21 protein-coding genes, 1 tRNA gene and 2 pseudogenes are annotated in these 22015 nt (G+C 59.4%); 6 read left to right on the forward strand and 18 right to left on the reverse strand.

Translation table 11 applies throughout. The features are described 5' to 3' along the window. Positions 1-84: 84 nt before the first annotated feature. The 3 genes from WT16_RS02035 to WT16_RS02045 all read right to left on the reverse strand — a co-directional run bounded on the left by WT16_RS02035 (position 85) and on the right by WT16_RS02045 (position 2826). Positions 85-1641, reverse strand: a complete 1557-nt coding sequence (locus WT16_RS02035) for an MlaD family protein (RefSeq protein WP_231892022.1) — start codon at positions 1639-1641, stop codon at positions 85-87. 222 nt (positions 1642-1863) lie between these two features. Further along, entirely contained in the window at positions 1864-2082 is a 219-nt protein-coding gene (locus WT16_RS02040; protein ID WP_015600098.1) for a hypothetical protein, read from the reverse strand. Positions 2083-2163: 81 nt separating this feature from the next. Beyond that, entirely contained in the window at positions 2164-2826 is a 663-nt protein-coding gene (locus WT16_RS02045; protein ID WP_006026412.1) for a DUF3313 domain-containing protein, read from the reverse strand. A gap of 236 nt (positions 2827-3062) precedes the next feature. Between WT16_RS02045 and WT16_RS02050 the strand changes: the two genes are divergently transcribed. The 3 genes and pseudogenes from WT16_RS02050 to WT16_RS29925 form a co-directional block, all read left to right on the forward strand. Then, entirely contained in the window at positions 3063-3644 is a 582-nt protein-coding gene (locus WT16_RS02050) for a TetR/AcrR family transcriptional regulator (RefSeq protein WP_063532602.1), read from the forward strand. A 166-nt stretch (positions 3645-3810) separates the two neighbouring features. Beyond that, positions 3811-4334 (forward strand): annotated as a pseudogene (locus WT16_RS34270) (alpha/beta hydrolase); the annotation flags it as partial. A 12-nt stretch (positions 4335-4346) separates the two neighbouring features. Beyond that, positions 4347-4543: pseudogene (locus WT16_RS29925) on the forward strand (site-specific integrase); the annotation flags it as partial. Between the two features lie 218 nt (positions 4544-4761). Here the strand turns inward: WT16_RS29925 and WT16_RS29930 are convergent. The 3 genes from WT16_RS29930 to WT16_RS02065 all read right to left on the reverse strand — a co-directional run bounded on the left by WT16_RS29930 (position 4762) and on the right by WT16_RS02065 (position 7717). Further along, a complete protein-coding gene (locus WT16_RS29930) occupies positions 4762-5100 on the reverse strand; it encodes an H-NS histone family protein (protein WP_082743519.1) in 339 nt (112 codons plus the stop codon). Between the two features lie 292 nt (positions 5101-5392). Continuing rightward, complete coding sequence (locus tag WT16_RS02060; RefSeq protein ID WP_063532603.1) at positions 5393-6679, reverse strand: MFS transporter; 1287 nt, start codon at positions 6677-6679, stop codon at positions 5393-5395. Between the two features lie 132 nt (positions 6680-6811). After that, positions 6812-7717, reverse strand: a complete 906-nt coding sequence (locus tag WT16_RS02065) for a LysR substrate-binding domain-containing protein (RefSeq protein WP_063532604.1) — start codon at positions 7715-7717, stop codon at positions 6812-6814. A gap of 1083 nt (positions 7718-8800) precedes the next feature. Between WT16_RS02065 and WT16_RS02075 the strand changes: the two genes are divergently transcribed. Beyond that, entirely contained in the window at positions 8801-9820 is a 1020-nt protein-coding gene (locus WT16_RS02075; protein ID WP_063532605.1) for a site-specific integrase, read from the forward strand. A 52-nt stretch (positions 9821-9872) separates the two neighbouring features. Here WT16_RS02075 and WT16_RS02080 read toward each other — a convergent pair whose 3' ends face one another. Together WT16_RS02080 and WT16_RS02085 are read right to left on the reverse strand one after the other, a co-directional pair. After that, the gene (locus WT16_RS02080; protein WP_063532606.1) at positions 9873-10220 is read right to left on the reverse strand and encodes a DUF1493 family protein; all 348 of its coding nucleotides are present in this window, start codon (positions 10218-10220) and stop codon (positions 9873-9875) included. Continuing rightward, positions 10220-10648 (reverse strand): STM2901 family protein, encoded by a 429-nt coding sequence (locus WT16_RS02085; protein WP_063532607.1) that lies wholly within the window; start codon positions 10646-10648, stop codon positions 10220-10222. The genes WT16_RS02080 and WT16_RS02085 overlap by 1 nt, the downstream gene beginning before the upstream one ends. 226 nt (positions 10649-10874) lie before the next feature. On the opposite strand from WT16_RS02085, the gene WT16_RS29935 reads away from it, so the two are divergent. After that, complete coding sequence (locus tag WT16_RS29935; RefSeq protein ID WP_082874668.1) at positions 10875-12032, forward strand: site-specific integrase; 1158 nt, start codon at positions 10875-10877, stop codon at positions 12030-12032. Positions 12033-12420: 388 nt separating this feature from the next. Here WT16_RS29935 and WT16_RS02090 read toward each other — a convergent pair whose 3' ends face one another. From WT16_RS02090 to WT16_RS02125, 8 genes are all read right to left on the reverse strand, one after another. Continuing rightward, positions 12421-14790, reverse strand: coding sequence for a hypothetical protein (locus WT16_RS02090; protein WP_063532608.1), 2370 nt, complete (start codon positions 14788-14790; stop codon positions 12421-12423). Between the two features lie 9 nt (positions 14791-14799). Beyond that, on the reverse strand, positions 14800-15708 hold the full coding sequence (locus WT16_RS02095; RefSeq protein ID WP_231892023.1) for a hypothetical protein: 909 nt from the start codon (positions 15706-15708) through the stop codon (positions 14800-14802). A 220-nt stretch (positions 15709-15928) separates the two neighbouring features. Continuing rightward, complete coding sequence (locus WT16_RS02100; RefSeq protein ID WP_063532609.1) at positions 15929-16165, reverse strand: hypothetical protein; 237 nt, start codon at positions 16163-16165, stop codon at positions 15929-15931. A 112-nt stretch (positions 16166-16277) separates the two neighbouring features. Beyond that, positions 16278-16562 (reverse strand): hypothetical protein, encoded by a 285-nt coding sequence (locus tag WT16_RS02105; RefSeq protein ID WP_231892024.1) that lies wholly within the window; start codon positions 16560-16562, stop codon positions 16278-16280. A gap of 651 nt (positions 16563-17213) precedes the next feature. Further along, a complete protein-coding gene (locus WT16_RS02110) occupies positions 17214-18029 on the reverse strand; it encodes a hypothetical protein (RefSeq protein ID WP_063532610.1) in 816 nt (271 codons plus the stop codon). A gap of 213 nt (positions 18030-18242) precedes the next feature. After that, entirely contained in the window at positions 18243-18785 is a 543-nt protein-coding gene (locus WT16_RS02115; RefSeq protein ID WP_156521393.1) for a hypothetical protein, read from the reverse strand. Between the two features lie 104 nt (positions 18786-18889). After that, a complete protein-coding gene (locus WT16_RS02120; protein ID WP_059735607.1) occupies positions 18890-19561 on the reverse strand; it encodes a recombinase family protein in 672 nt (223 codons plus the stop codon). A gap of 146 nt (positions 19562-19707) precedes the next feature. Continuing rightward, the gene (locus WT16_RS02125; protein ID WP_063532612.1) at positions 19708-19899 is read right to left on the reverse strand and encodes a hypothetical protein; all 192 of its coding nucleotides are present in this window, start codon (positions 19897-19899) and stop codon (positions 19708-19710) included. 288 nt (positions 19900-20187) lie between these two features. On the opposite strand from WT16_RS02125, the gene WT16_RS29940 reads away from it, so the two are divergent. Beyond that, on the forward strand, positions 20188-20418 hold the full coding sequence (locus WT16_RS29940) for a TIGR02391 family protein (protein WP_082874669.1): 231 nt from the start codon (positions 20188-20190) through the stop codon (positions 20416-20418). 369 nt (positions 20419-20787) lie between these two features. Here WT16_RS29940 and WT16_RS02135 read toward each other — a convergent pair. Both WT16_RS02135 and WT16_RS02140 read right to left on the reverse strand, forming a co-directional pair. Continuing rightward, a tRNA-Arg gene (locus WT16_RS02135) sits at positions 20788-20864 on the reverse strand. Between the two features lie 165 nt (positions 20865-21029). Beyond that, a complete protein-coding gene (locus tag WT16_RS02140; RefSeq protein WP_006026372.1) occupies positions 21030-21860 on the reverse strand; it encodes an undecaprenyl-diphosphate phosphatase in 831 nt (276 codons plus the stop codon). Between the last annotated feature and the right edge of the window lie 155 nt (positions 21861-22015).

Raw genomic sequence — 22015 nt, forward strand, 5'->3', positions numbered from 1 at the left:
ATGCGAGCTCGGCACGCATTGCTCCTACGGGCCACGCCCTCAGCGCCAATGCGTGCCGGCACGAGAAACCCGCCACGGCCGGATTTAGTCCAGTCCACCGCCTCCCGGCTTCAACGGTGGCGGCGTCTTCCGGAATTCCCGGTCACCGGACATGCTCGCTCCGTCGTCCCGTTCGCGTTGAGTGGCATCAGTGTCGAGACTTGATGCATGTTCCTGCTTGCCGGTCCGACGCACCACCGCTGCCGCATCAAACAATCGCTCTGCAGCGATCCGAGCTGAGCGTGCGCTCGGCGCCAACTCGGTATCGAATGTCCGGCCCAGTGAACCGGCGGATTTCGTCGCCGCGTCGAAATGATGTCCGACCTCGTCAACCGGAAAATGGCCTAGCCGATCGCCGATACCAGCGAGTTGATTGCGCAATGAATCGAACATGTTCGGTACGGTCGGCAGTTCGACCATCGCGTGATGGGTGTCGATATTGACCGGTGTGGCGTGCGGAAAAAAGTCGAGCGCGATGTAGCGCTTTTCGGTCAACTGATTTCCGACACGCAACTGACCGCGCAGCCCCTGCCTGACCAGGTCGCGCAGCAGGCCCCTGCCGGCTGCGTTATCGCCGTTACCCAACGCACGCCTGTAGCCTTGGCCGAGTCGTGCCGGATATATGTTCGTCGTGACGACTGTCTCCGAGCGCTGACGAGCGATATCGAAAGCAACCGCAATCCCCGTGATCTCGCCAATTTCGACACCGTGGAAGTCGACTGGAGCGCCCACGAACAATCCTCGAGATGACGCTGCGAACCGCATTAGAACAGATGCGGCAGGTCCGTCACCCGCTCGGCGGAGCGCGTCGGCTCGGCTGGCAAACAAAGTGAACGGCTCGCCATCCGACACGCGACGGCCGCCCTCATCCGATGAGTCCGGGTTATCGAATCCGATCCCGCCCGACCAAAGCGCCTGCAGCGACGACACGTCCAGCTTGAAGCCTTCGGAACCGAGCCGTGCATCAATGCCGCTCGCATGCCACCAACGTGTGTTCGCCGTGACGTAGCGGTCGAACGGCTCGGCAATCCAAGCGCTGATGTCGACACCGCCACCCTGCGCGGGCAGTGACGTGGCGAGCACGCTCCCAGCTCGCATCTGCTTGAAATAAACAGGCGACCCAACCCTCAACGAGCCCATTGACGCGGCATGAAGAGCGAATCGCGTACCGTTGGAGTCATGCAGTGCTGGAGGTGGAGCCTCGCGTCCGTCGAAGTCGCGACATTGCCGGGGCGCGCTCCCTATGTCGACTCCAATGTACGGACCCGAGAATGCCGTATCGAGACGAGATACGCCCGTCAGGTCGACGCTCGGGCGAACGATCCAGAACCTCGCGTCACACGTGGTAAAGCGAGTTGCGTTGCCGTCGAGACGGAGCACGGCAAGCACCCTCATCCGGTCTGCGGATATGTTCAGCGCGGTCAGTCGGCCAATTTCGACGCCGCGGTAGCGCACAATTGTCTTGCCCGGCTCGAAACCTTTCGCATTGACGAAGCGGACCGTGACCGCAGCCTCCGACTGGGGCCACATTTCGGTCAGCAGGACGACGAGCAGCGCTGCGAGCGGAACACAACACGCAACCAGAAGCCAGCGCGCGCCCACCGCTATAGCGTCCCGGTGACGACGTTGCGTACGCTCTTGGCAATCCGACGAACACGAATCAGGTACGGCCTCAGACACCGCAGGATGCCATTCGTCATGCTGCCCCGCTGGCGATGCGTGGCCCCACAACCGCTCGTTGCAAGGCGGCAACGACGTTGTCGTCGCGGTTCTGAATGAGCTGTTTCCATCGCTCGCACGCCGCTGTCGAAGCGCCGCGCGCGATCATCGGGACAGGTCCTGGATGTCCGCCGGAAAGCCCAACACCAGCGTCAGATAAAAGAGCGCGGCAAACACGCCGGCCATCGTGCCGAATATGTCCCGCGCAATCGCACCGCGCATCAGATGAGCAGGAATCCCGATGATCAGATAGGCCGCCAGGAACACGATTGAAACCATGAGCGGAGGTGGCGTGACAAGAACGAGATGGGCGATTGCGCGCATGTTCATACTCCACATCAGTAGTGGTCGGCTCAGCGAGGCGCGTGAGCGCCGGCTCGTCGCCTCGTGGCGTGCGGCGCATCCCTATTGCAATTGACTGACGAGCGCGTCCGCGCCCTTGTCGATTCCGGTCCGGGCCGCGCTGAGCGAGCCGAATGCAGCGGGCAGATTCATCGCGTTTGGATATTGCTTCGTCACATAGGCGATCAGCAGCCGACCGCTCGTGCTGTCGTAGACCTCGACCGCATAGGAGACCGAGCCGCTGAACGCCCCCTTGCCACCCCGGATTGCCTGCACGCCGTTATAAAGGTTGCCGGCGATGTCGAAATGCATGGCTTGCCCGACCACCGCCGTCGTCTTTTCTGCACCCGTGAGCGTGAGCCGGACGCGCAGCGCCGCAGGCGACGGCTGTGGTGCAATCTGGAAGCGTTTCGCGAGTTTTTCGGTGAACGTCTTGCCCATGTAGTCCGCGAGCGTCGCCCTGTCCTGGGCATTCAAGTCGCCGAACTGATTGTCCTGGCCAGCGTAGATAACGACTGGGTCGACAATGACCTGCCGATATTTCGACCAGTCCACCTGTGCTGCGTACCGATACGGCACCTTTGCGGCGTCGCCGGTCCGGTTCTGCGTCAGTTGCGACGAGGATGACAGACCGGAATACGCAACGGGCTGCACGCCGGCGCACGCCGTCAGCGTGAGCGCCGCGGCGCTCGAGACGAGAAAAGAAATGAATCGGGTCCTGTTCATATCGGATTCCTTGAGAAGGCGCTTGGCGCCGCCAGCGATGAAATGTCGAAAGGCTTGACGTGGCCGAAGCGTAACATCGCCTCGCTCAGATGTAAACCGTCTACCCGGTTTGTTTTTGAACGAATGATCGACAAGGTACAATGAGTTGTTTGCGGTCCGGGGCGTTGCCTGCGGGCTCGCTCCGCCCTACTGCCCCGTCACCGCGCGCGAGCGCGCGACGCCATCACGCCCCGTAAATGGACAACCAGACCCGCTCGGAAATTTCCCGCAAGAAGGCCATCGACGCCGCACTCAGCATCCTGACGCGCGACGGCGTTGGTGGATTGACGTTTGACTCGCTATCGCGCGAAAGCGGCATCAGTAAGGGCGGCTTGCTGCATCAGTTTCGTACCAAGCAAGGCGTGCTCAAAGCGTTGCTGGAATTCCAGCAGCAGCAATTCGAACAGTTTGCACACGATTACCTCGTGAACGAGGGTGTGTCGAAGGCTGAACCGAACCTTTCTGCGCAGATTGCCATCTTCCGTGAGGCCATCAATCAACCGAACTCGGTCGCGCGTGCAGTGCTGGCGGCGATCATTGAAAGTCCGGAACTGCTGGAAGACCGAAAGGGAACCGATGCCGCCAGGCTGAAGGCACTGGATAAAGAATCCACCGATTTCGAACTCACGCTGCTGCGTTACTTCGCGGCGAGCGGCATTGCGTTCAGCGTATTGCTCGGCTTGACGCCGCTGACGGGCGCCATGCGGAATCGGCTGTTCACTCGCCTGCTCGATGACGAGAGCTGGAAAACGCTGACGGTCAAGCGAAAGTCGCGGTGATGCGACGATGCCTGGCTGCCCGCGTACTTCGGTCGATCAGGCGGCCGGCGCATCGTACGTGTAACGACTTGCATTCGAAAACGACCGTGCTTGAAATCAGCGGCGTTTTCTGCTCGAAATAGCTGCAACTGACGGAACTCAGATCGGCAACCCGGCCGCCTGATCGACCGTAGCCGCGGTGACCCTGTTCGGCCCGATCCGTGCCGGCAAGCTCCAAAAGGGTGACAAGGAAAACCAGTATGTCGATGAGGCAGAGGCGCGTCGACGTGGCTGGGGCTCGGTGTACCGCTCGAGCTATCAACCGGTGCTGGCATGGCTGGAGGAGCAGTTGAACGAAGCGATGCACCTGAACGAAATGCAGGGGCAATGGATCGACACCGGCCCCGACGGCAAGAAGTGTACGCTCAAGCCCCTGCTGGATACCGAACCGGCCGACTATGGGGCGACCGATGCCGGAGCGCAAGGCCGGGGGCAGAAGATCACGAAAGATCCAGAGGCTTTCAAACACTTCCTGAAATACCGATACCGGGTGTATGCGATCGGTTACAACTGGCTGCAATCGAATGAGAAGTCGGCTCAGGACGTGATCGAGGGCATGGATTTCAAGGACAAGAAGTCCGGCAAGTCGATGCGGCTAATGGGGTCAAGGAGATCATCGCGGAGAACGACAGCGGCAAGGCGATCATCCTCGCAATGGCGAACAAGCTACGTCGCACAAGCCCACACTGGATGCGGCATACGCGCACGCCGCGCACGCGCTCGCGCGCGGGGCTGAGCTGATCATGGTGCGCGACAACCTGCGGCACGCGTCGATCTCGACGACATCGACGTATCTGCATGGTGACGAGGTCAAACGGGCCGGCCAGTTTGACCTGGCATTCGAGGGGATATCCAAGTAGTCAGTGCCGTCTCCTCGACAAGCATCAGTGGCAGATAATGTGAGCAGGCGGAAATGGAATGCAAGCACAGTTGCAGTTAATCCAAGCACGCGTGATTCGTCAGTTGCAGCTATTTCGAGCAGAAAACGCCGCTGATTTCAAGCATGGTCGTTTTCAAATGCAAGTCGTTACAGCTAGCCATCCGGATGAATCCGGTCGGAACCTTTGCGAGCACCCGGTTATCTCGTGCCGCTTTCACGCTGTCCGATGATCAGAAACGAATCTCGATTCCTGCCCGCGATCCACTGAGGCGGCCTCCCTCGACCGCTCCACGTCGCGCCCGTTTCCGGGTCGCGGTATTTTGGGGCGATCGGACCACGAAGGAGTTTCCCGCGTCCTCGATTCGGCTTTGCTCGACCGAAGATGTCCTCTGCGGAAATTCCATACTGAAGGATGGTTTGTCGTATCGCCTTGATCGCGTCCGCTGCTTCCCTTTTTCGCGCAATCTCGGCCTCCTCCGCAATCGACTTCAATCTGGCCCGGAGCTCTTGAAAGGATTCAGAATTCAGTTCGCTCATTTTTATACCATCTATATAGATTTACACCTCAAATCATCAGATTCAAACAAGACACCATGTCCTCGAACACAATCAACCTTCACATTTACTTACGCAGAATAAAAAGGCTGGGCACCGCATTTCAGTTTAACAAGGCAGCACACAGCAAAGCCATCTGCACCGAGGGCCAACTCATCTTTTCGCAGATGGAAAACAAGGAAAAATGTGAGCTCCCTAAAAATGGATCTCACATCAGCTTTCAATTAATTGCAATCAAATCGATTCGCCAAGACAATAACTACACCGGCACGACTTACGTTTTTTGCGGAGACCAACAGGCCGCCGCGATAAAGCTGAGGGCCGCAGTTCCCATCACGTAAAATGCAGGAGCAAGGTTGTTCTGTGTCGCCGCAATTGCCCAGGTAAGAATCGCCGCCGAAAATCCACCAAACGTAATGACAGCGAGATTGTACGAAATTGAAATTCCCGTGGAAACAATTTGACGTGGAAACGTATCGCTCAATGCCGCCAGGATTGGCCCTTCATAGCTCGCAATGACGAGCCCGAAGATGATCTGGAACAGCAGCAGCGAATGCAAACCGGGGCTCACATTCAGGAGTCTGAACATGGGGTACGCAGCCACGACGGCAATGACGAGCGCCCCCATGAGAAATCGGCGCCGCCCATATCGATCAGACAGATGACCAAAAATGGGCGTTACAAAGAGAACAATCGACGCCCCGACGAGAACAGCGATAAACCCTGTCGATGCCGGCAAATGCAAAACCTTTGTCGCATACGTGGGGATATAGAAGAGCAGTACATATGAGCAAACGGTCCAAAATATCACAAGACCAAATCCTATCAAGGTTTCACTCTTCCACCGACGCACGATCTCGAACACCGGCGTGCGCTCTCGGATACGAGAAGCCTCCTCCGTAGATTCATGCACCTGGTTGCGAATATAGATCCCGAGCGGACCAAGACACAAGCCAATCAAGAATGGTATGCGCCACCCCCATGACTCGACTTGCTCAGCGCTCAGATACTTGACAAGCACAACCGCAAGAACCGATGCAAGGATAATCGCAAATCCGATGCTCGCCTGAATCCAACTGGTGTAATAGCCCAGCCGTTCGACGGGCACATGATCTCTTAGAAATCCGGTAGCACCGCCCATTTCCCCTCCAGCGGAAAACCCTTGCAATAGGCGTGCGCATACGATCATCAATGGCGCCAAAATACCGGCACCCTTGTAAGTTGGCGCAAAAGCAATCAAGGCCGTACCGATGGTCATCAACGTTATCGTCATAACCAGGGTTGCGCGGCGCCCGATTTTATCCGCCATCCCCCCCAAGACAATACCGCCCACTGGCCGCATAAAAAATCCGACGCCAATCGTGGAAACAGACAGCAACAGGGACAGATTGTCGTCCGATGTCGGAAAGAATATTTTTGCAATGATGACAGAAAAGAAACCATAGGAAATAAAATCGAACCACTCGAACCCATTTCCTATGATCACGGCGACGACTGCCTTGGTCCTCTCCTGTACGGCGATGTCTCGCTTTCCCCCGCGCAAGCCAACAACGGTTTCCATATTCTTGTGCCCTCGGATTTTGATGTTCTGGCGCCTTTGGCAACGATCAACGGCGCAGCCAATGGTACGAGTTTTTCTCGCCTCCTTACTCTGAATTTTTTTCTGGCGAGGCTGAGTTTCTGGAATGCCCGGTCATCTCTTCAATGGCACCCGCTTCAGCAACCACTCCCGGAAATGCGCCACGGCCGCCGTATCGCGGCGGTCGTCGGGCCAAACCAACTGGTACGCTCCGCCGAAGCTCGCGCTTGCGTCCGATGCAAGCACCAAATCGGAGCTTTCAACCAAGGGCGTGATCATTTGGTTCCATCCGAGGAGGACACCATGACCTCGCAGCGCAAGCTGTAGCAATACGGGATAGCTATTGGCCGTTATTGTGCGCGATGGCTTGTACGCGATCTCGCTATCGCATAGATGGAACCAGTCGCGCCAGCTCATCCATTGACGCTGCTGCTCCTCTGCGACGAGCAACGTCGCACTCGTCAATTCTTGCGGCGATACGCGCCAGCGCCCCAGGTAGCCGGGCGCACAATAAGCGTGTACCTCTTCTTCGATAATACGGACCCCGCTCATGCCGGGAGGCGGGACATCGCGAATGTAATAAACGCCGATGTCGAATTCCGCGGTGTTCAGATTGAAAACACCCTCTCGAACCAAGATTCGAATTGCCACATTGGGATACTCTCGGCTGAAATCGGCGATGATGGGTGTCAAAAACATGCCGGCCGTGCCAGACGCACACGCGATCGTAATGCTATGTGGCGAGGGCTCCTTCATGACAAACGCAGTGGCTTCCGCGCAGCTTGTGAGCATGTCGTGAATCCTGTCGGCATAGGCCTGTCCGGCGCGCGTCAAATGAAGTGCTTTTGCGTCTCGCACAAACAACTGCATGCCAAGAAAACTCTCCAACTTTACAACCTGCTTGCTGACCGCACCTTGCGTAACGTTCAGTTCCTCGGCTGCACGCGTGAAGTTGCCGTGCCGAGCAGCAGCATCAAAGAAAACAAGGCATTGCAGGGGCGGAATCGGGTGAATTTTCATGCTCGCTCCATATGGCTCTGACCCACCGGCACGGGATCACGAACGCATACAAACACTTGATGACACATCTTTCGGTGATCGAAGAGATGATCCAAACGAAGCTTCCCTTGAAAGAGCTTCCTGCCACCGTCAACGGATGACATGCCATCCTTCGAACTTGGTATGTCGCGGCGAACGAAACAGCCGAACTATGCGTTCCCGGACGATGCACGGCACGCTATCGACACAGGCCCGAAAAATCAAGAGCCATTCGTGCATCCCGGTGCGAATCTTCCGAAGGAGCACTCTACGCCGGGATCTCAAAGTGCTGACGCAGTGCATTGACGACCGCAGTCAATGGGCTAGAGATACGGAAGAACGCCAAGAAGGCTGAATATTTATCTCCATAGTTCCATAATTTTGAATTATCGTGATGCCATAAAGAATGGTGCTGTGGCGCCTGCTGTGGCGCCATTTCCCACACTGGAAAATTCTCCGAATGCATCCTGAAAACTGCTCTCTAGAAAATCCAGGCTCTGCTTCGCGGAATGAACACCGGACTTACCGAGAAACCAAGAAACATGCAGATGCATCGCGATCAGGAAAAAATGGACTTCAGCCGACCGGGACAGCCGACAAACACTTGCCACATTGAGATCGTTTAACGAATCATTCCGCAACGAGCGCTTGAACCTATATTGCCTATATTGGTTCGAAACGTTGGGTGACGCGAAAATGTTCGGCAAGATGCGGCGTAGCGGATACGCTTTCGGAGAAAGAACTGATTGCTCTGGCTACTACGCTCGACAAGTCCAGATTGCGCCGTGCTCGATCACAACTAGCGACACCGGGAAAATGACAGCACGTTGACCGATTTGGTTACATCTTGGCTAACATGAGCCAACGAGGAGAGAATCGGAGCGCGAGGAGCGTTCTCGCAAACGCCTGATTTGACTGGCCCGCCCTACACGATTCGAACGTGTGACCTACGGCTTAGAAGGCCGTTGCTCGTGGGTCGCCGCGCCCAGCAAGGCGCGGCTTGTATCCAACTGAGCAGCACTTCGCCACAATTTCGCCACACCGCGAAACCGAAAGGTGTTCGCAATGGCAACTATCAACAAGCGTGACGGCAAGTGGCAATGCCAAGTCCGCAAGACTGGCTTCCCGTCCCGCACTCGCACATTCGCGTCCCGCGCAGATGCCGCTGAATGGGGCCGCATGGTCGAAGCGGAGATGGACCGAGGGCTGTTCGTCAACACGGACGAAGCCGACCGGACCACCGTAGCAGACCTGCTCGACCGATACACCCGTGATGTGTCCCCGACAAAACGCAGCGGCGGCAGCGACAAGGGCCGGGCTCAGAAGGTCATGAAGCAACTCGGCGCGTACAAGCTGACCGCCCTCACCTCGACCCATCTCGTCGGCTACCGCGATGCCCGGCTCAAGGAGGTGTCGCCTCAGACTGTCATCCACGAGCTAAACCTGCTGAACCGGGCGCTTACGCTGGCAACCCGAGAATGGGGCATCGTCCTGCCTTCCGGCATCCCGAAGGTCATCAAGCCACGGAAGCCACAAGGCCGAGATCGGCGGCTTCATCCCGACGAAATTCAGGCCATCATCGATGCTACGGAATCGCCCGACCTGCGGGACTTCATCCGGCTCGCCGTAGCCACGGGAATGCGCCGAGGCGAACTGGCGACCCTCCGCTGGGAGAACATCGATCTGGACCGCCGCACCGCGCACCTGCCGCTGACGAAGACTGACACGCCTCGTACCGTGCCGCTGTCCAGCGTCGCCACAGCCGTTCTACAGGCCCGCAAGGATGCCGGGCATGCCGCACCCTTCGCAGTGACGGCGAACGCCCTGACGCGGGCTTTCTGCCGTGCCGTGCAGCGAGCGCGTGGTCTGTACGAGTCCACATGCCGCGTGCTGGAGCGCCCCGCCGATCCTCAATGGCTCGTCGGTATCCGACTGCACGATCTGCGCCACGAGGCGACGAGTCGCTTCTTCGAGCTGGGATTGCAGACGGTCGAGGTCGCCAGCATCACCGGGCACAAGACGCTCGCGATGTTGAAGCGATACACACACCTACGCGCCGAGGACTTAGCTCTGAAGCTCGGCTAAGCCGATTGCCGGGAAGCCGCGAGCCTCCCGGCCAGCCAGCGCGAGGCAACAGCTATTTGCGGACCGCCTCCGAGTCCCACCTACCGAGCACCAGCGCCTTATCCAGCATCCCCACGGTGAGTTCCTCGCGATTGAAGGTATGGGACCTCCTCAATATGTACTTGCGCAAGAAGTGGTACAGCAGCCCTTCGCCTTCCATCAAGAAGTAGCGGTTGAAATCGTAGTCGCCGCGATCAATGCCGAAGAACTCAAAGAAGCGCTCCATGAACATATCCGCATCGTCGCCGGTTTGCCCGAGGTCGCCGGATACGGTGGTGTCCTTAGTAATCTCGCGCTTGCTCGATACGGCCGCCTCTTTACGAACGAACGCCTCCAATTCCTCCCAACTGTAACCATCCATCACAGAACCCTGTCTTCTGGCTTTGCAAGCTGGTTGTACCTAGAAATGGTATTGCGGACAATGTAGAAGGCGTCCTTTGCGAGTAGTACCCAGCCAACACCCGGCAACGTTCTTCCAACGAATACCGCTAATCGATGAGTGAGGATCACGCGCAGCCCCTTGATGCTTTGCAGAGTAACTGTCGGGAGCACCTTGCGCTTGAGTTCGTACCGGAATACAGACCGCGACATTACCGACGCCACGGATGTGCCCTTGGTCGCCCCGAGCGGCTTTGCTCTAGTCGGGAGAATTGGCAAACCGGAGAAGATCAGAATGACGGCCTCCACATCATCTATGCCGACTTGCTTGCAAGTTTCGTCGGCAGCAACGAAGAAGAAGAGCTCCACCGGGGTCAAATTTTGATGGCTCAGGTAATTGTACGTACTCACGCAGTTCTCTCAGAATGTCGTCGGGAAATCGAGCCGCATGCATGGCGGCACACCGTACCCGCTGCCACTTGTTCGTGGCGAGGCAACAGTAACCAAATCCTCGCCGCCGGTCAATTCAGCTCCGGCGGGGTCTGCCACGAAACAGCAATACTCGGTCGGCATAGTTGCCGCTCCGAGCACAAGCAGCATGACTGCCCACGCCTGCAACCTCAAATGGAGAACAGACATGGGCACTATCCAATCACGCTCCCGCCGCAGCGGCACACGCCTTCAAGCAACAATCCGCGTCAAGGGGTTCCCGACGCTCTCCCGCGCATTCCAAGACAGGACAGACGCCGAGACGTGGATTGCCGAGCAAGAGGCATTCATCCACCGCCGCATCCACGCGTCGAAGATGGAAACCGAGCGCCAGCGAATCGCCGCAGAGTGTGAATTCCAGTACCGCACGCTCGGCGACCTAATGCGCCTCTACCTCGCGACCGTCACCCCACTTAAACGGGCAGCCGTGCAAGAAACCATCCGAATGCATGGTCTGCTCAAACACGAGATAGCCGACTGTCCCATCGTCAACCTCGACCGCCCGCGCGTCGCGACATGGCGCGACTGCCGCCTGCAATCCGTCAGCGGATCGACAGTCAGGCGGGACATGACGTTGCTCGCCCACGTCGTCAAGATCGGGATAGAGGAATGGAGCGCACCGCTTGTTCAAAACCCCTTCACAAAGGTACGTCGTCCACCTGAATCTCCCCCAAGAGATCGGCGGCTACGCCCCGGAGAAGAACCGGCACTGCTTGCCGCGTGCGCCGATGCTAGAGCGCCGTACCTTCTGCCCGTAGTTGAGTTCGCCCTTGAGACAGCAATGCGCCAGTCCGAAATAGCTTCGCTTGACTGGACGCACATCAGCCTGCCCGGCCGCTATGCCCGCCTTCCGATGACAAAGAACGGTACAGCTCGCGGGGTCCCGCTATCATCTCGCGCTGTGGCGATTCTTGAACGAGTGCCAGCAACTCCGTCCGAGAACGGCAACCGGGAGGGTCAAGTGTTCGCGGGTGTAACCGCCGAGGCTGTCAAACGCGCATTCATTCGTGCCGTGCGGCGGGCCAAGATACACGACTTCCGATTCCACGACTTGCGACACGAGGCGACCTCGAGATTCTTTGAGCGTAGGCTGACCGTGCCAGAAGTAGCCCGCATTACCGGACACAAGACATGGACGATGCTGGAACGGTACACCCATCTACAGCTTGATGACGTAGCACGGCGGCTGGACGGCCCAGCCGACCCGGCTGTAACCTCCTTGACCATCGAGCAATTAACGCACGAGCTACGGCGACTTGTGGCAAGCGCGGATAGACTGCTACCGGATCGCCCGCACGAACCTTGAACAGCTCAGCCGAGGAAGTCCGGCTACCTTGTGTTGAATAGCGCTGGAGGTCAGTTTGCCGTTGCGCGAAGCCGAGCCATCACCCACCCGATTGCGACGGAGGGCCGCCCACCTAATCGCGGAGGTGGTTGTCAGCCCAAATTTCGGGCGCTTCCGTCGCCACGTACTCCTTACGAGCATTGCTCATTCTCCAGTTCGAATCAGGTTCCCAGTTCCGTGCAGTCGGGTTCGATAGAGTATCCAGCGTACCGACCGATAGCAAGCGCGGCTCGCGTCGGCTTCGCCTTGCTCGGCTGACGCCCGCGCCAACAGATACAGAAACGAGTGAACGGTGCGACAAGCGACACCCTCACGGGTGTCGCCTGCCTGCTACCGCGCTGCTGCACGCCTAGTAAGCCCAGCCCCAAGCGTTCTTGCTCGAAAGCCCAATGTCCGGGTCGACGTGTTCCGGCTTGTTGCCAAAGGTATCCCGCATACGTTGAGCAACCACCTTCGCGTCGATGTTAATCATTTGCTGATGCCCTTGTCGATTCGTCAGGAACAAGGACATGAAGCCGTTACCAAGGTTCTCACCGGACGTTACTTGCCAATACGGGTACTCCATCGCGGCCGCTTTACTGCGTGAACTGAACGGCGTCAGCGCCATGCCTACGTCAATAGCATCCCCGGTAATCTCCGGCTCCAGCGGTCCCGCTTGCTTCTCAATCGCCCACTTCAACGCCGCCTGATAGTTCTCCTGCCCCTGCCGCCCCACTGCGCCGGGGAACTCCCGATTCACCATCTCGTAGAACGGGCGCGCGCCGAAGGCTCGGTTGTTCAAGACAACTGCGCCGGGCACAAGGTCCGCATTCGCCACCACTTGCGACAGCGCGGTACGTGCCGCCGTGTCGTCGTCGTATGCATACGCTTTCTTGTACTGCGCGATGAGTGGCGCGATATGTGCGGCAAGCTGCCGCTTGTTGCCGTCCGTCAGGTTGTATGGTGTTAGCTCACCATCCCCGCCCCACAGCGGAATCATGCGCTTGAACCACCCCGGCGAAGCGCTCGCCACAGCGCGCTGCGCATCCTGTACCTCCTGCGCCGTAGCGCCTGCCCCTGCGCCCCGGCTGATTAGGTGCCGGGCTGTCTTGAGTTGCAAAGGATCATCCAGCTTGTACCCGCTGTTCAACAGCGCAATCACCTTCGGCCCCATCGAGTCGCCCATGTACGCCATCACTGCCCCTTCGCCGCCGGTCCCTCGCCGCAACGCGTCCGCGTACTGCAATGCCTGCGCCATGTCCGGGGTAAGCGGCGCGTCTCCATTCAGCATGAGGTTCATTTGCTGGGTCAACACTTGCTTGAGCATCGGGGATTGGAGCGACGAATCATAGGCAACCGTGCTCAGCTTATCGAACAGGTTAGCCTGTGCGTCCGGATGATTAGCGAACTGCGTGCCGGTAGCCTGTTGGAACATGGTGTCTACAGCTTGCGCCTTCGCACCATCCGGAAGCGGCAAGCCTGTCAGGGCCGCTGGCGACGAGCCGTTAACAGCCTTCATCACAAGCTCAATCGACTGATCGTAGTTCAACTGCTTCAACTGCGCCTTCTGGTACTGCGCCAGAATGTTGGCGTTCCCCGCGTCGAGCATCTTGTGCATTTGCGCCCGCTGTTCGTTGTCGTACATCACGGTAGCATCGCCGTTTAGCTTCCGGTTCGAGTCCTCCATCGAGTCCATCGCGGCATCAAGTTTCGCGTGCCCTTCCGGAGACGAGTCCATTCCTGTCGTGCCATGTTGCAGACTCCACCGGAGGTCAGCTCGCGATGTGAACAGGTTCCTCGCTGCCGGGTTCTTCAATGAGGACTCGTGCTCCAGTCGCGGAATCTGTACTTCGAGATTGTCCTTCATGTCAGTCGGCATGGACTGGTATTCAGGCATCGCCCTAACAGCGCGCACCGCCTGCCAGTGTCCGCTACGCGCATTGCTGAGCGTGATGTCGCGGAGCCCGCGGTGATACGCCTCAGTGGTCATGTTCGCGGGTCGAATGAGCCGGTTCGTAAAGTCAGCGTAAGCGCGGTCCACATCTGCTTGCTGGGGGTTGTTGTTCGCTGTGAGTGTGTCCTGTAACGCTTTGCCGCCGACCGTCCCAAGGTTCGTAAAGCCGTTGTACGCTTGCTCCTGCGTGAACTGCATGTACTGCCCCATGTGCGTGTCGAGCATCTTCGGAAGCTGCTCGGCAAACCCCTGCTGCACCAGAGCATCGAACGAGGGGTCGCCGGTGCTCTGAACCCGACTCATCTTGTCCACGATGTACGCACGCACTTGGTCCGGCGACTTCTCACGAAGCTGCGGCATCGCCTGCATGAACTGCGACTGCGCGTCCTGCATTGCCGCTGCGACGTTGAATGCCTGCGCGCCCTGCACCGTAGCGTCCGGGCCGTACAGCCTCGTGTACCAAGGCTGCTCGTTCTCAATGTCGATCAGGCTCTTGCCCTGAGCTGCCTGCGCCATGCCCTCCGCGTATTGGAGCTTCTTCTGCCGCTCAATGTACGGCTGGAGCAGCCCGCCCGCCAGCTTGTTCAGAGTGTCGATGTTCTGCATACCGCGCCGTGCCACCGTGTCGGCGAACTGAATCGCGTTACCGCCTGATACAACGCTACCGCTGGATTGGCCCGCGCCGGACGGGCCACCAGAGAAGCTAGTGGAACCTCCGCCGCCAAACGTGCTCTGTTGCGTGACTACGCCGCCGTCGCCGGACAGGCCGAAGTTCACATTAGCCATCTGCTCTCCTTAGTCGAGTGCGAAGTTGAAGGAATTGTTGCTGCTTGATCCGCCGCCGCTGCCGCCGAGCGTGAAGCCGAAGTCGTTCCGGCCGCTGTACGAGCTGCTGCCGAATGCCGACCCGCCATTCCCTGCGCCCCACGAGTCAGCGAAGCTGCTCACGCCTTGTAGGATCGACTGCGACGAGAAACCCGGAGTCTGCCCCACCCCACCGTTGCCGCCGACACTGCCGCCGCCAGAGTTTCGGAATTGCTGAAACCCCGCTCCGCCAGCAGCGCCCATGAGCGCGCCCTGCGTCGCCGTGATGTCCGGCGACTTCTCCGGTGCAAGGAACGTCTGTGGGATGTCCTTCTGGTAGTTCATACCCGCGACGGTCTGCCCGTAGTCCTGCGAGGTGATGAGGTTTGAACGTAGGCCCGCTGCCACCATCACCTGATCGAAGGACATCTGCGCGCCCTTCGTGGACTGCATCGTCGTGAGACGTGAGGTTGTTGTCTGCATAGTCGCGCGCATGATGTCGGCGGACGTGCCACCAACTCCGCGTGCGGCGGCATCGGCTCGCAACGCGCCGAGTTGGCCCGCCGCCGCAATCTGCTGCTCCACGCTGCCGCGTGTCATCGCCTCCTGAGCCCGTGCCATGTTCACGGCCTGTGCGTTCGTCTGCGAGCCGATAGCGATGGCGCGGTTCTGGTTGCCAATCGAGCGCTGGGTGTTCGACAGCGCCGCCTGCGCCGCGAGAAATGCGTTCCCCGCGTCGCGGATCATGTTGTTGTTGTCCGCCGAGTCCTTCGACAGCATATTCGCTGCCTCAGTCTTCGCGGAGTCCAACCTGTACTGCGCGTCGTTCTGCGCGTTCTGAAGGCGGGCCTGCATCATGCCAACACCCGCGCCAGCAATCATCTGAAACAGCGCGCACATTAGACTGTCCCGCCGTCAGGTTCGAAAGAGAATGATATGTACATCTGCACTCCTTATTTAATACCACACCACTAAGTGCGGCTTGTCTGATTGGCCGACCTTCTACGTTCGGCTGACTGTGTGACAGGCTACGCGCCGCACACAAAACCGCGTGCGCCACACGACAGCCATTTTCGACCGGGCAGTTTCAGTGCTGCTCCGCGCGTTCGGACGTTTCGCTCTACTCTATCGCCCGCGCTCGTGCGAGTAGATCGGGACCGAATGCAAAGGCGCGCTCGGGGTCATCCGTAACATGCGCGTTGTCCGGCTCGCGCTTACGGAAATCCACAATCACCTCCGACAAAATCGCCTGTGTACGGTCCAGCCCAGCCGCGCCGAGCAAGATTTCGAGCGCACGGTCGTAAGCCTGCTCATTCGTCATGCGCGTATCCGGGGTAGTGCTCACTGCTGTTTCCATGTTCGAATCCTCCTATTGGTGTTCTGTTGGTAATGGGCGAACCTCGCCGCGTTCGACGCAAAGTTCTACAAGATGGAGAACAGATAGCCGCCCGTTCGCATACCGCCGACAATCAACGCGGAAGCCGATAGCCGCGCCGCGCCCGCTCGATGTAGCGGCGATCAATCACCGGGGGCGGAGGTTTCGCAGCCTTTCGAATGGCCTCGCGTGAGAAGTCTTCGATGCTGACGCCGCGCATAGCCGCACTTACCGCGAGCGAAGCGCGATTCACACCGCGCAGCTTCGCCGCCTGTTCGATTACGTCCGGCTCGGGTTCTTCCGGCTGCGCCATCGGAACTCCCAGCGCAGCCCGCCGAGCGATACGTTCCTGTTCCATGCGTTCGTACGCGCCGCTCATGCCCGAGCCGCCTTCTTCGGACGCCCCGCGCGCTCCCGCACGGCCCAACTTGGCAACCCGCCCGTTGTCGTTTCGACCGCTTCCCTCCATGCGGCTGCCGGCCCTCGCGAAGCCCGCGCCCGCAGTGCTTCGAAATAGCGTCGCGCTCCGGCGTTGTGCTCCAGTGGGTGATAAATGGTCCCGCTCATGTCATGCCCTCCAAATGTGATGAGGCCTGCCATTGAGCGGGCCTCAGTTGAAGTGTCGCGGCGAATGTGCCTGCGTGTGCCTGTCAGAGGGACATGAAATCGGGTTCCCTCCCTTGGTCCAACCGCTTCCAGCGACGGGACAAGGTAGTCCGCTGCCATGTGACCTCCTATTGTTAGTGTCTTTAGAGGGGGACGAAATTGGCGTTCCCTTGCCCGCTGTGGGTCACGAAATTGAATCCCGCGCGGTCGGATTACTGCCAAGGATTTGGCAGGCGCGGCGGGAACCGCCATAACGGGCGCTACGCGGCCGGGAAAAGATGAAGTAGGAATGTGCTGCCGGGGCGCAATCAGCCCGTCACGGGCCTGTGGAAGCGATGTGAGGGCCGAACTCGTGTGCGCCTTGCGGGTTCATTTCTCAGCCGGGCAGTTTCACGTGTGCCGGGCGTAACGGCGTGCCTGCCGCTCACTCTCCAAGGATGTCGCCAAGAGCCACATCGATCTCATCAGCAGCATCCTTATCGGCGGCTTCCGCAGCGGCCTGCACCTCGGCGCGCTCCCGCGCGACACGCGCCGCCTCGTCGGCATTCCTGAGCCAGCAGAGAATCGTCTCTTTGGTCAGGGTCTTATCCAGCGCCAGCAAAGTCGCAACGACGCCGTGATCCTTCCCACCGCTGCGCACCACCAGCGTACCGCCGTTCCCCTTCCGGCGAAGCGTCCGCACCGATCCGAACCAATTCACCTGATCGTCGCCGAGGAAGGCGAATCGGCCAGCGGCGAAGTCCCGCCCCGTCTCGTCTGCCACCTTATGAGCGGCGAGCCGGAACTTGGCGACCTTGGAGAACGTGTCCAGTCGGGGCTTCCCGCGACCATTCCATCGGTCAGCATCCGTCATCAGGCCAGCGTCGATGAGCCGGGACTCAGCATATTCAATGAGGCGCGGCGGTAGCTTCGTGCTCGACCATGCCTTTGGGCCGATACCGACAGCAGCGAACCCCGCATGCTTCGCGACAGCATCCCTGATCTCCGACCGGGGCAGGCCGTCTAGCGCCGGATTCACGATGAACGCCAGCCCTTTACGAATAGCCTCGTAGTACGCTTGCGGCTTCTTCGGCCGCACGATGACGGATCCAATGATGTCGATGTCGATACCCCGCGCCTTCGCATCAGCGATTACTTCGCGGCGCGCTTGATCTAACTTTCGCTGAAAGCCCTTGATATGGTCGGCGAGAATGGCGGCACGCGCCGCGTCGGAGAGCGCGGCCTTGGTTGATGAACCCATGTAGCTTCTGATACTGACTTGATTGTGAGAGGGGGAACCTACCCGAAACGGCGCTCAGCCGCAATCCCTTACGCAGCCTAGCCCTTGCACTGAATAGCCCGATAGGTTCCCCCTTCCTGCACTATTTTATGGAGAAGAATAGAAGTACAGGGTTCCCCTTCAGCGGTGGCCCGAATCAGATTGTGCTCAGGCCGCGTCGCCGCAAGCATTGCGTCAGTGAATCGTCAGCGTGCCCGCCGCAAGAATGGACTCGCTCAATGCCTGCGCCGCAATCTCCGCCTCATCTGCCCTGTATCGGTCGCCCTTGCTGCCGCTCAGTGCTGCTCGTGCCCGCCACGCCGCCGCGCCAGCATCGGCGGCACGCAGCACCCTCGCCGCCCGCTCAGCGGTGCTCGCCTTCTTCGTCCACGGCTCGGACTGCAAGACCCATCCGTCCGTATCTACCACGGTTCCGGCCTCGACCAGCGTCTCATAGCCAGCCTCGCCAGCAGTCGCCAACTCGGTCGCCCGATCCTCGTAGCCGACGAAGAACGCGCCGCGCACGTCGTCATTCCCAGCCCATTCCGGACAAACCTTCTCGAACATGACTTCCCACATGACCTCGCAATGCTCGGCCATGCTCGCCGGTCCCCACGGCTCATCCAGCCAGCGCGGCCAATCCTTCTCGGCGAATTCTGCGCCTTGGTCGTACGCCTCGGCCTGTGCTGCGTCGATGTCGATGTTCGCGATGCTGATGCTCGTTTGATTCATGGTCATTTTGCGGTACTCTGCGGGCACGCTGGCCCGCATCGGTTAGGTGATGCCCGGTCGATCCGCCAAGACTGAACCGAGCGTTACTGTGGTACGTGCGGTGCCAGCGCCTACTCGGCTGTACCCTCCATCAGCAATCCAGCCGCGCGCAATGCGCGAGCAATCGTCGGCCGGGTCGTCCCAAGCATGTCAGCGATTTGGCTGTACGTCATGCCGCGCTGGCGCAGGTCAACGATCTTCCGGTGCATGGCAGCATCAGCCTTACGGCCCGCGTATCCCGCCCGGAGCGTCTCACCAGCAGCGTCACGCGCCTTCCGACGCGCGATGCCCTGCTCGGCGCGCTCGCGGCGCACTTCATAGTCCTCGCGGGCTTTCGCCGCTGCAAGCTCAACCATCAAGCCGCGCAGCGCCTTCTCCGTAGCATCGTGCGTCCAGTCCTTTCGCTGGCCCTGCGTCGCGGTCAGTAGCTTGTGCGTCATCGGCACGTACTTCGCGCAGATCAGCAAGCCCGTGTCCTCGATCCGCTTTTTAAGCGCTTCCCAATCGTCCTGAGTCAGTCGCGTTAGACGGTCGATCCCTTCCACAAGTAGCACGTCGCCCGGATGCGATTCGTCCAGCAAGTCATCGAGCGCGGGCCGGTTCAACTTCGTGCCGGATGCGTTCTCGACATAGAAAGCAGTGATGCTCGCGCCGTGCTCGGCGACGAATCGAGTCAAGCTGTCGCGTGCACGATCCGCGTCCTGATCGGCAGTCGATGCTCGAAGGTACGCTCGAATTGCCATGTTCTTGTCCTTGGTAACGTTTAGGCAAACGAATAGTAGCCAGTAACGAATGGGCAGTCAACACCTGAATTACGTTACCAAACCAAGCATGACTCACCGGTTACGTTACCGCATGGCCTAACGTACCGAGCGCAGCACTGCACCATCTACTTGCGCACCGCACCCGCAACAGTCGTGACGATGCCGACCAGCCACACCAGCGGCAGCAGAACCGGAAGCAAGAGAACGAATACGCTCATTTGGAACGGGCGAGCAATGAACCCTGAGGCGTATGTCGGCCAGCGCGTAACTAGCGCGACCAGCCACACGACGCAGCAATACGCGATTACCCAGCCCATGTGTCACTCCATCAATTAGGGAACGAACATGATAGCGGCATAGATGAGGCCCCGCTTTCGCGCGTAGCGCGGGGACCGCCAGCACGCGGCGCGGCTCACGTTGCGCCCGACAGCCCGACATTGAAAGCGGACGGTGCCCGGCGACCAGTCCCGCTGGATAAACCGCGCACACCCGCGCACGGGGGCGCACGCGTGCGAGCGAGTGGCGTAAGCGGCCGCAAATAGGTGCGGCAAAAATGGGTTCGGGTCTGCTACGATGCCAGCACATAACCCAGTCACTGCTCATACATGAACCTGCAAACCCACATTCCCGAGGCACTATGGGATGCGATCCGCGTGGCTTACGAAGCAGAGAATTATTCACACGCGGTACTTGACGCAACACACTTCATTAGCAATTTGCTGCGCGAACGTGCTGGCGTAGACGGCGACGGGTCGGCATTGATTGGACAGGCGCTTGGAGGACTCAAACCCGAATGCGAGACTCTACGTAGTCAAGTTCTTCTTTTTGCAGCTTGATGAGGTGTTGCTCGAACCTGCTCTCATTTCTAGAGCGGTGCGCGCCGTCGCGAACGCGGTCAAGAACGGAGAAGAGCCGGTGCGTAGCAGGCTCATAAATGCCGTAACCGCGCTAAACCCGGACTGGCAGAAGCGATTCGCCGAGGCGCTAGAGAGCGAGACGGACCCCGACAATCCGGGGGTTCTACTGGATGACGGTACGCCTTTCTTATCGTCACCGGCGAATGAAGAAGACGACATCCCGTTCTAGGGGCAGCAGCGGTAAAATCCCGCCACACTCTCGCCACAACGAGAGTGCATCCGACCTGTATCCGATCCTAACCAAGCGGTTAAGGCGAGATTGTAAGTGCTTGAATAAGCGAAGAATTCTGGCCCGCCCTACACGATTCGAACGTGTGACCTACGGCTTAGAAGGCCGTTGCTCTATCCGACTGAGCTAAGGGCGGTCGCCAAGGAAGAAAATCACGGCAAGCGCCGCGCTTTACACTGCGGGAGGCTGCCGGAGACCGCAGACAGCCATGAAAAACGTCCCGCCACGAACTCGGCAAAAAACTAAGCCAGTAATTATACCCGATCGCTTCGCGGAAGCGATCGGAAACGCCAATTGCAGATCAAACCGGCTGCGCGTGGAACATGAACCAGCCGAGACAGAACAGCCCCGCGAGCACGCAGTACAGGCCGAACGACGCAAGCCGCCCGCGCCCTTCGAAATAACGCATCAGGAAACGCACGCTCAGATATGCGGCAATCGCCGTCAGCACGCCGCCCAGCAACGCGTCGGCGAGCTGGTCGGGCGCATGGAAAAGCTTCGGCAATTCAAGCAGCCCCGCCGCGAAGATGATCGGCGTACCGAGCAGGAACGAGAATTCCGCCGCCTTTTCCGCAGTGAGTCCGGCCGCGTTGCCGGCGATCATCGTCAGGCCGCTGCGCGAAAACCCCGGAATCAGCGCACCCACCTGCGCGAGGCCGACGAAAAACGCCTGCTTGAACGTCAGCTTTTCGGGCGGCTGGTGCGCGCGTGCGCGCTGGATGCGGTCGCCGAGCCACAGCAGGATACCGTTGACGATCAACGCGAACGCGACGATCCGCAAATCGTGAAACACGCGCTCGATGCGCTTTTCGAGCAGCAGTCCGACGAGCCCCGCCGGAATCGTGCCGATGATGAGCGCCCACATCAGATGGCCCTCGTCGTTCTTGCGCCCGTTCAGCGATGCGAAGAAACCGGCGATCAACGCGATCCAGCGCTCGCGGAAGTACCACAGCAGCGCGAACGCAGTGCCGAGGTGCAGCGCGACGAGGAACGGCAGCAGTTGCGGCGCGTGCTTGTCGATGTGCATGCCGAACAGCGCGGGCACGAGGAGCGTATGCCCCAGGCTGCTGACGGGAAAGAGTTCGGTGACGCCCTGCAGGACGCTCAGAAATACCAGAAACCAGAGGCTCACGCGTCGGTCCTTTTATCGGAGAGGGTTAAGCGAGGAGAATCGACGGAAACGGCGTCGCGCAGATGGCCGCGCCGCCCGAAAAAACCGCGCCCCGATTATGCCGAGCGAGAATGACCGCGCCAAGGCGTTTGGCGCGAATCGGGCACCTGGCTAAC

Origin of the sequence: Burkholderia sp. MSMB1589WGS (genome assembly GCF_001636105.1) — a bacterium.
In the GTDB taxonomy this organism is placed as follows: Bacteria; Pseudomonadota; Gammaproteobacteria; order Burkholderiales; family Burkholderiaceae; genus Burkholderia; species Burkholderia humptydooensis.

Excerpts from the sequence above, each read along its gene's own strand:
- WT16_RS02120 (WP_059735607.1), bottom strand. The coding sequence starts at position 19,561 with ATGGCAATTCGAGCGTACCTTCGAGCATCGACTGCCGATCAGGACGCG.
- WT16_RS02040 (WP_015600098.1), bottom strand. The coding sequence starts at position 2,082 with ATGCGCGCAATCGCCCATCTCGTTCTTGTCACGCCACCTCCGCTCATG.
- WT16_RS02060 (WP_063532603.1), bottom strand. The coding sequence starts at position 6,679 with ATGGAAACCGTTGTTGGCTTGCGCGGGGGAAAGCGAGACATCGCCGTA.
- WT16_RS02110 (WP_063532610.1), bottom strand. The coding sequence starts at position 18,029 with ATGGGTTCATCAACCAAGGCCGCGCTCTCCGACGCGGCGCGTGCCGCC.
- WT16_RS02065 (WP_063532604.1), bottom strand. The coding sequence starts at position 7,717 with ATGAAAATTCACCCGATTCCGCCCCTGCAATGCCTTGTTTTCTTTGAT.
- WT16_RS02125 (WP_063532612.1), bottom strand. The coding sequence starts at position 19,899 with ATGGGCTGGGTAATCGCGTATTGCTGCGTCGTGTGGCTGGTCGCGCTA.
- WT16_RS29930 (WP_082743519.1), bottom strand. The coding sequence starts at position 5,100 with ATGAGCGAACTGAATTCTGAATCCTTTCAAGAGCTCCGGGCCAGATTG.
- WT16_RS02105 (WP_231892024.1), bottom strand. The coding sequence starts at position 16,562 with ATGAGCGGCGCGTACGAACGCATGGAACAGGAACGTATCGCTCGGCGG.
- WT16_RS02115 (WP_156521393.1), bottom strand. The coding sequence starts at position 18,785 with ATGACCATGAATCAAACGAGCATCAGCATCGCGAACATCGACATCGAC.
- WT16_RS02095 (WP_231892023.1), bottom strand. The coding sequence starts at position 15,708 with ATGTGCGCGCTGTTTCAGATGATTGCTGGCGCGGGTGTTGGCATGATG.
- WT16_RS02045 (WP_006026412.1), bottom strand. The coding sequence starts at position 2,826 with ATGAACAGGACCCGATTCATTTCTTTTCTCGTCTCGAGCGCCGCGGCG.
- WT16_RS02100 (WP_063532609.1), bottom strand. The coding sequence starts at position 16,165 with ATGGAAACAGCAGTGAGCACTACCCCGGATACGCGCATGACGAATGAG.
- WT16_RS02080 (WP_063532606.1), bottom strand. The coding sequence starts at position 10,220 with ATGGATGGTTACAGTTGGGAGGAATTGGAGGCGTTCGTTCGTAAAGAG.
- WT16_RS29940 (WP_082874669.1), top strand. The coding sequence starts at position 20,188 with ATGAACCTGCAAACCCACATTCCCGAGGCACTATGGGATGCGATCCGC.
- WT16_RS02090 (WP_063532608.1), bottom strand. The coding sequence starts at position 14,790 with ATGGCTAATGTGAACTTCGGCCTGTCCGGCGACGGCGGCGTAGTCACG.
- WT16_RS02050 (WP_063532602.1), top strand. The coding sequence starts at position 3,063 with ATGGACAACCAGACCCGCTCGGAAATTTCCCGCAAGAAGGCCATCGAC.
- WT16_RS29935 (WP_082874668.1), top strand. The coding sequence starts at position 10,875 with ATGGGCACTATCCAATCACGCTCCCGCCGCAGCGGCACACGCCTTCAA.
- WT16_RS02075 (WP_063532605.1), top strand. The coding sequence starts at position 8,801 with ATGGCAACTATCAACAAGCGTGACGGCAAGTGGCAATGCCAAGTCCGC.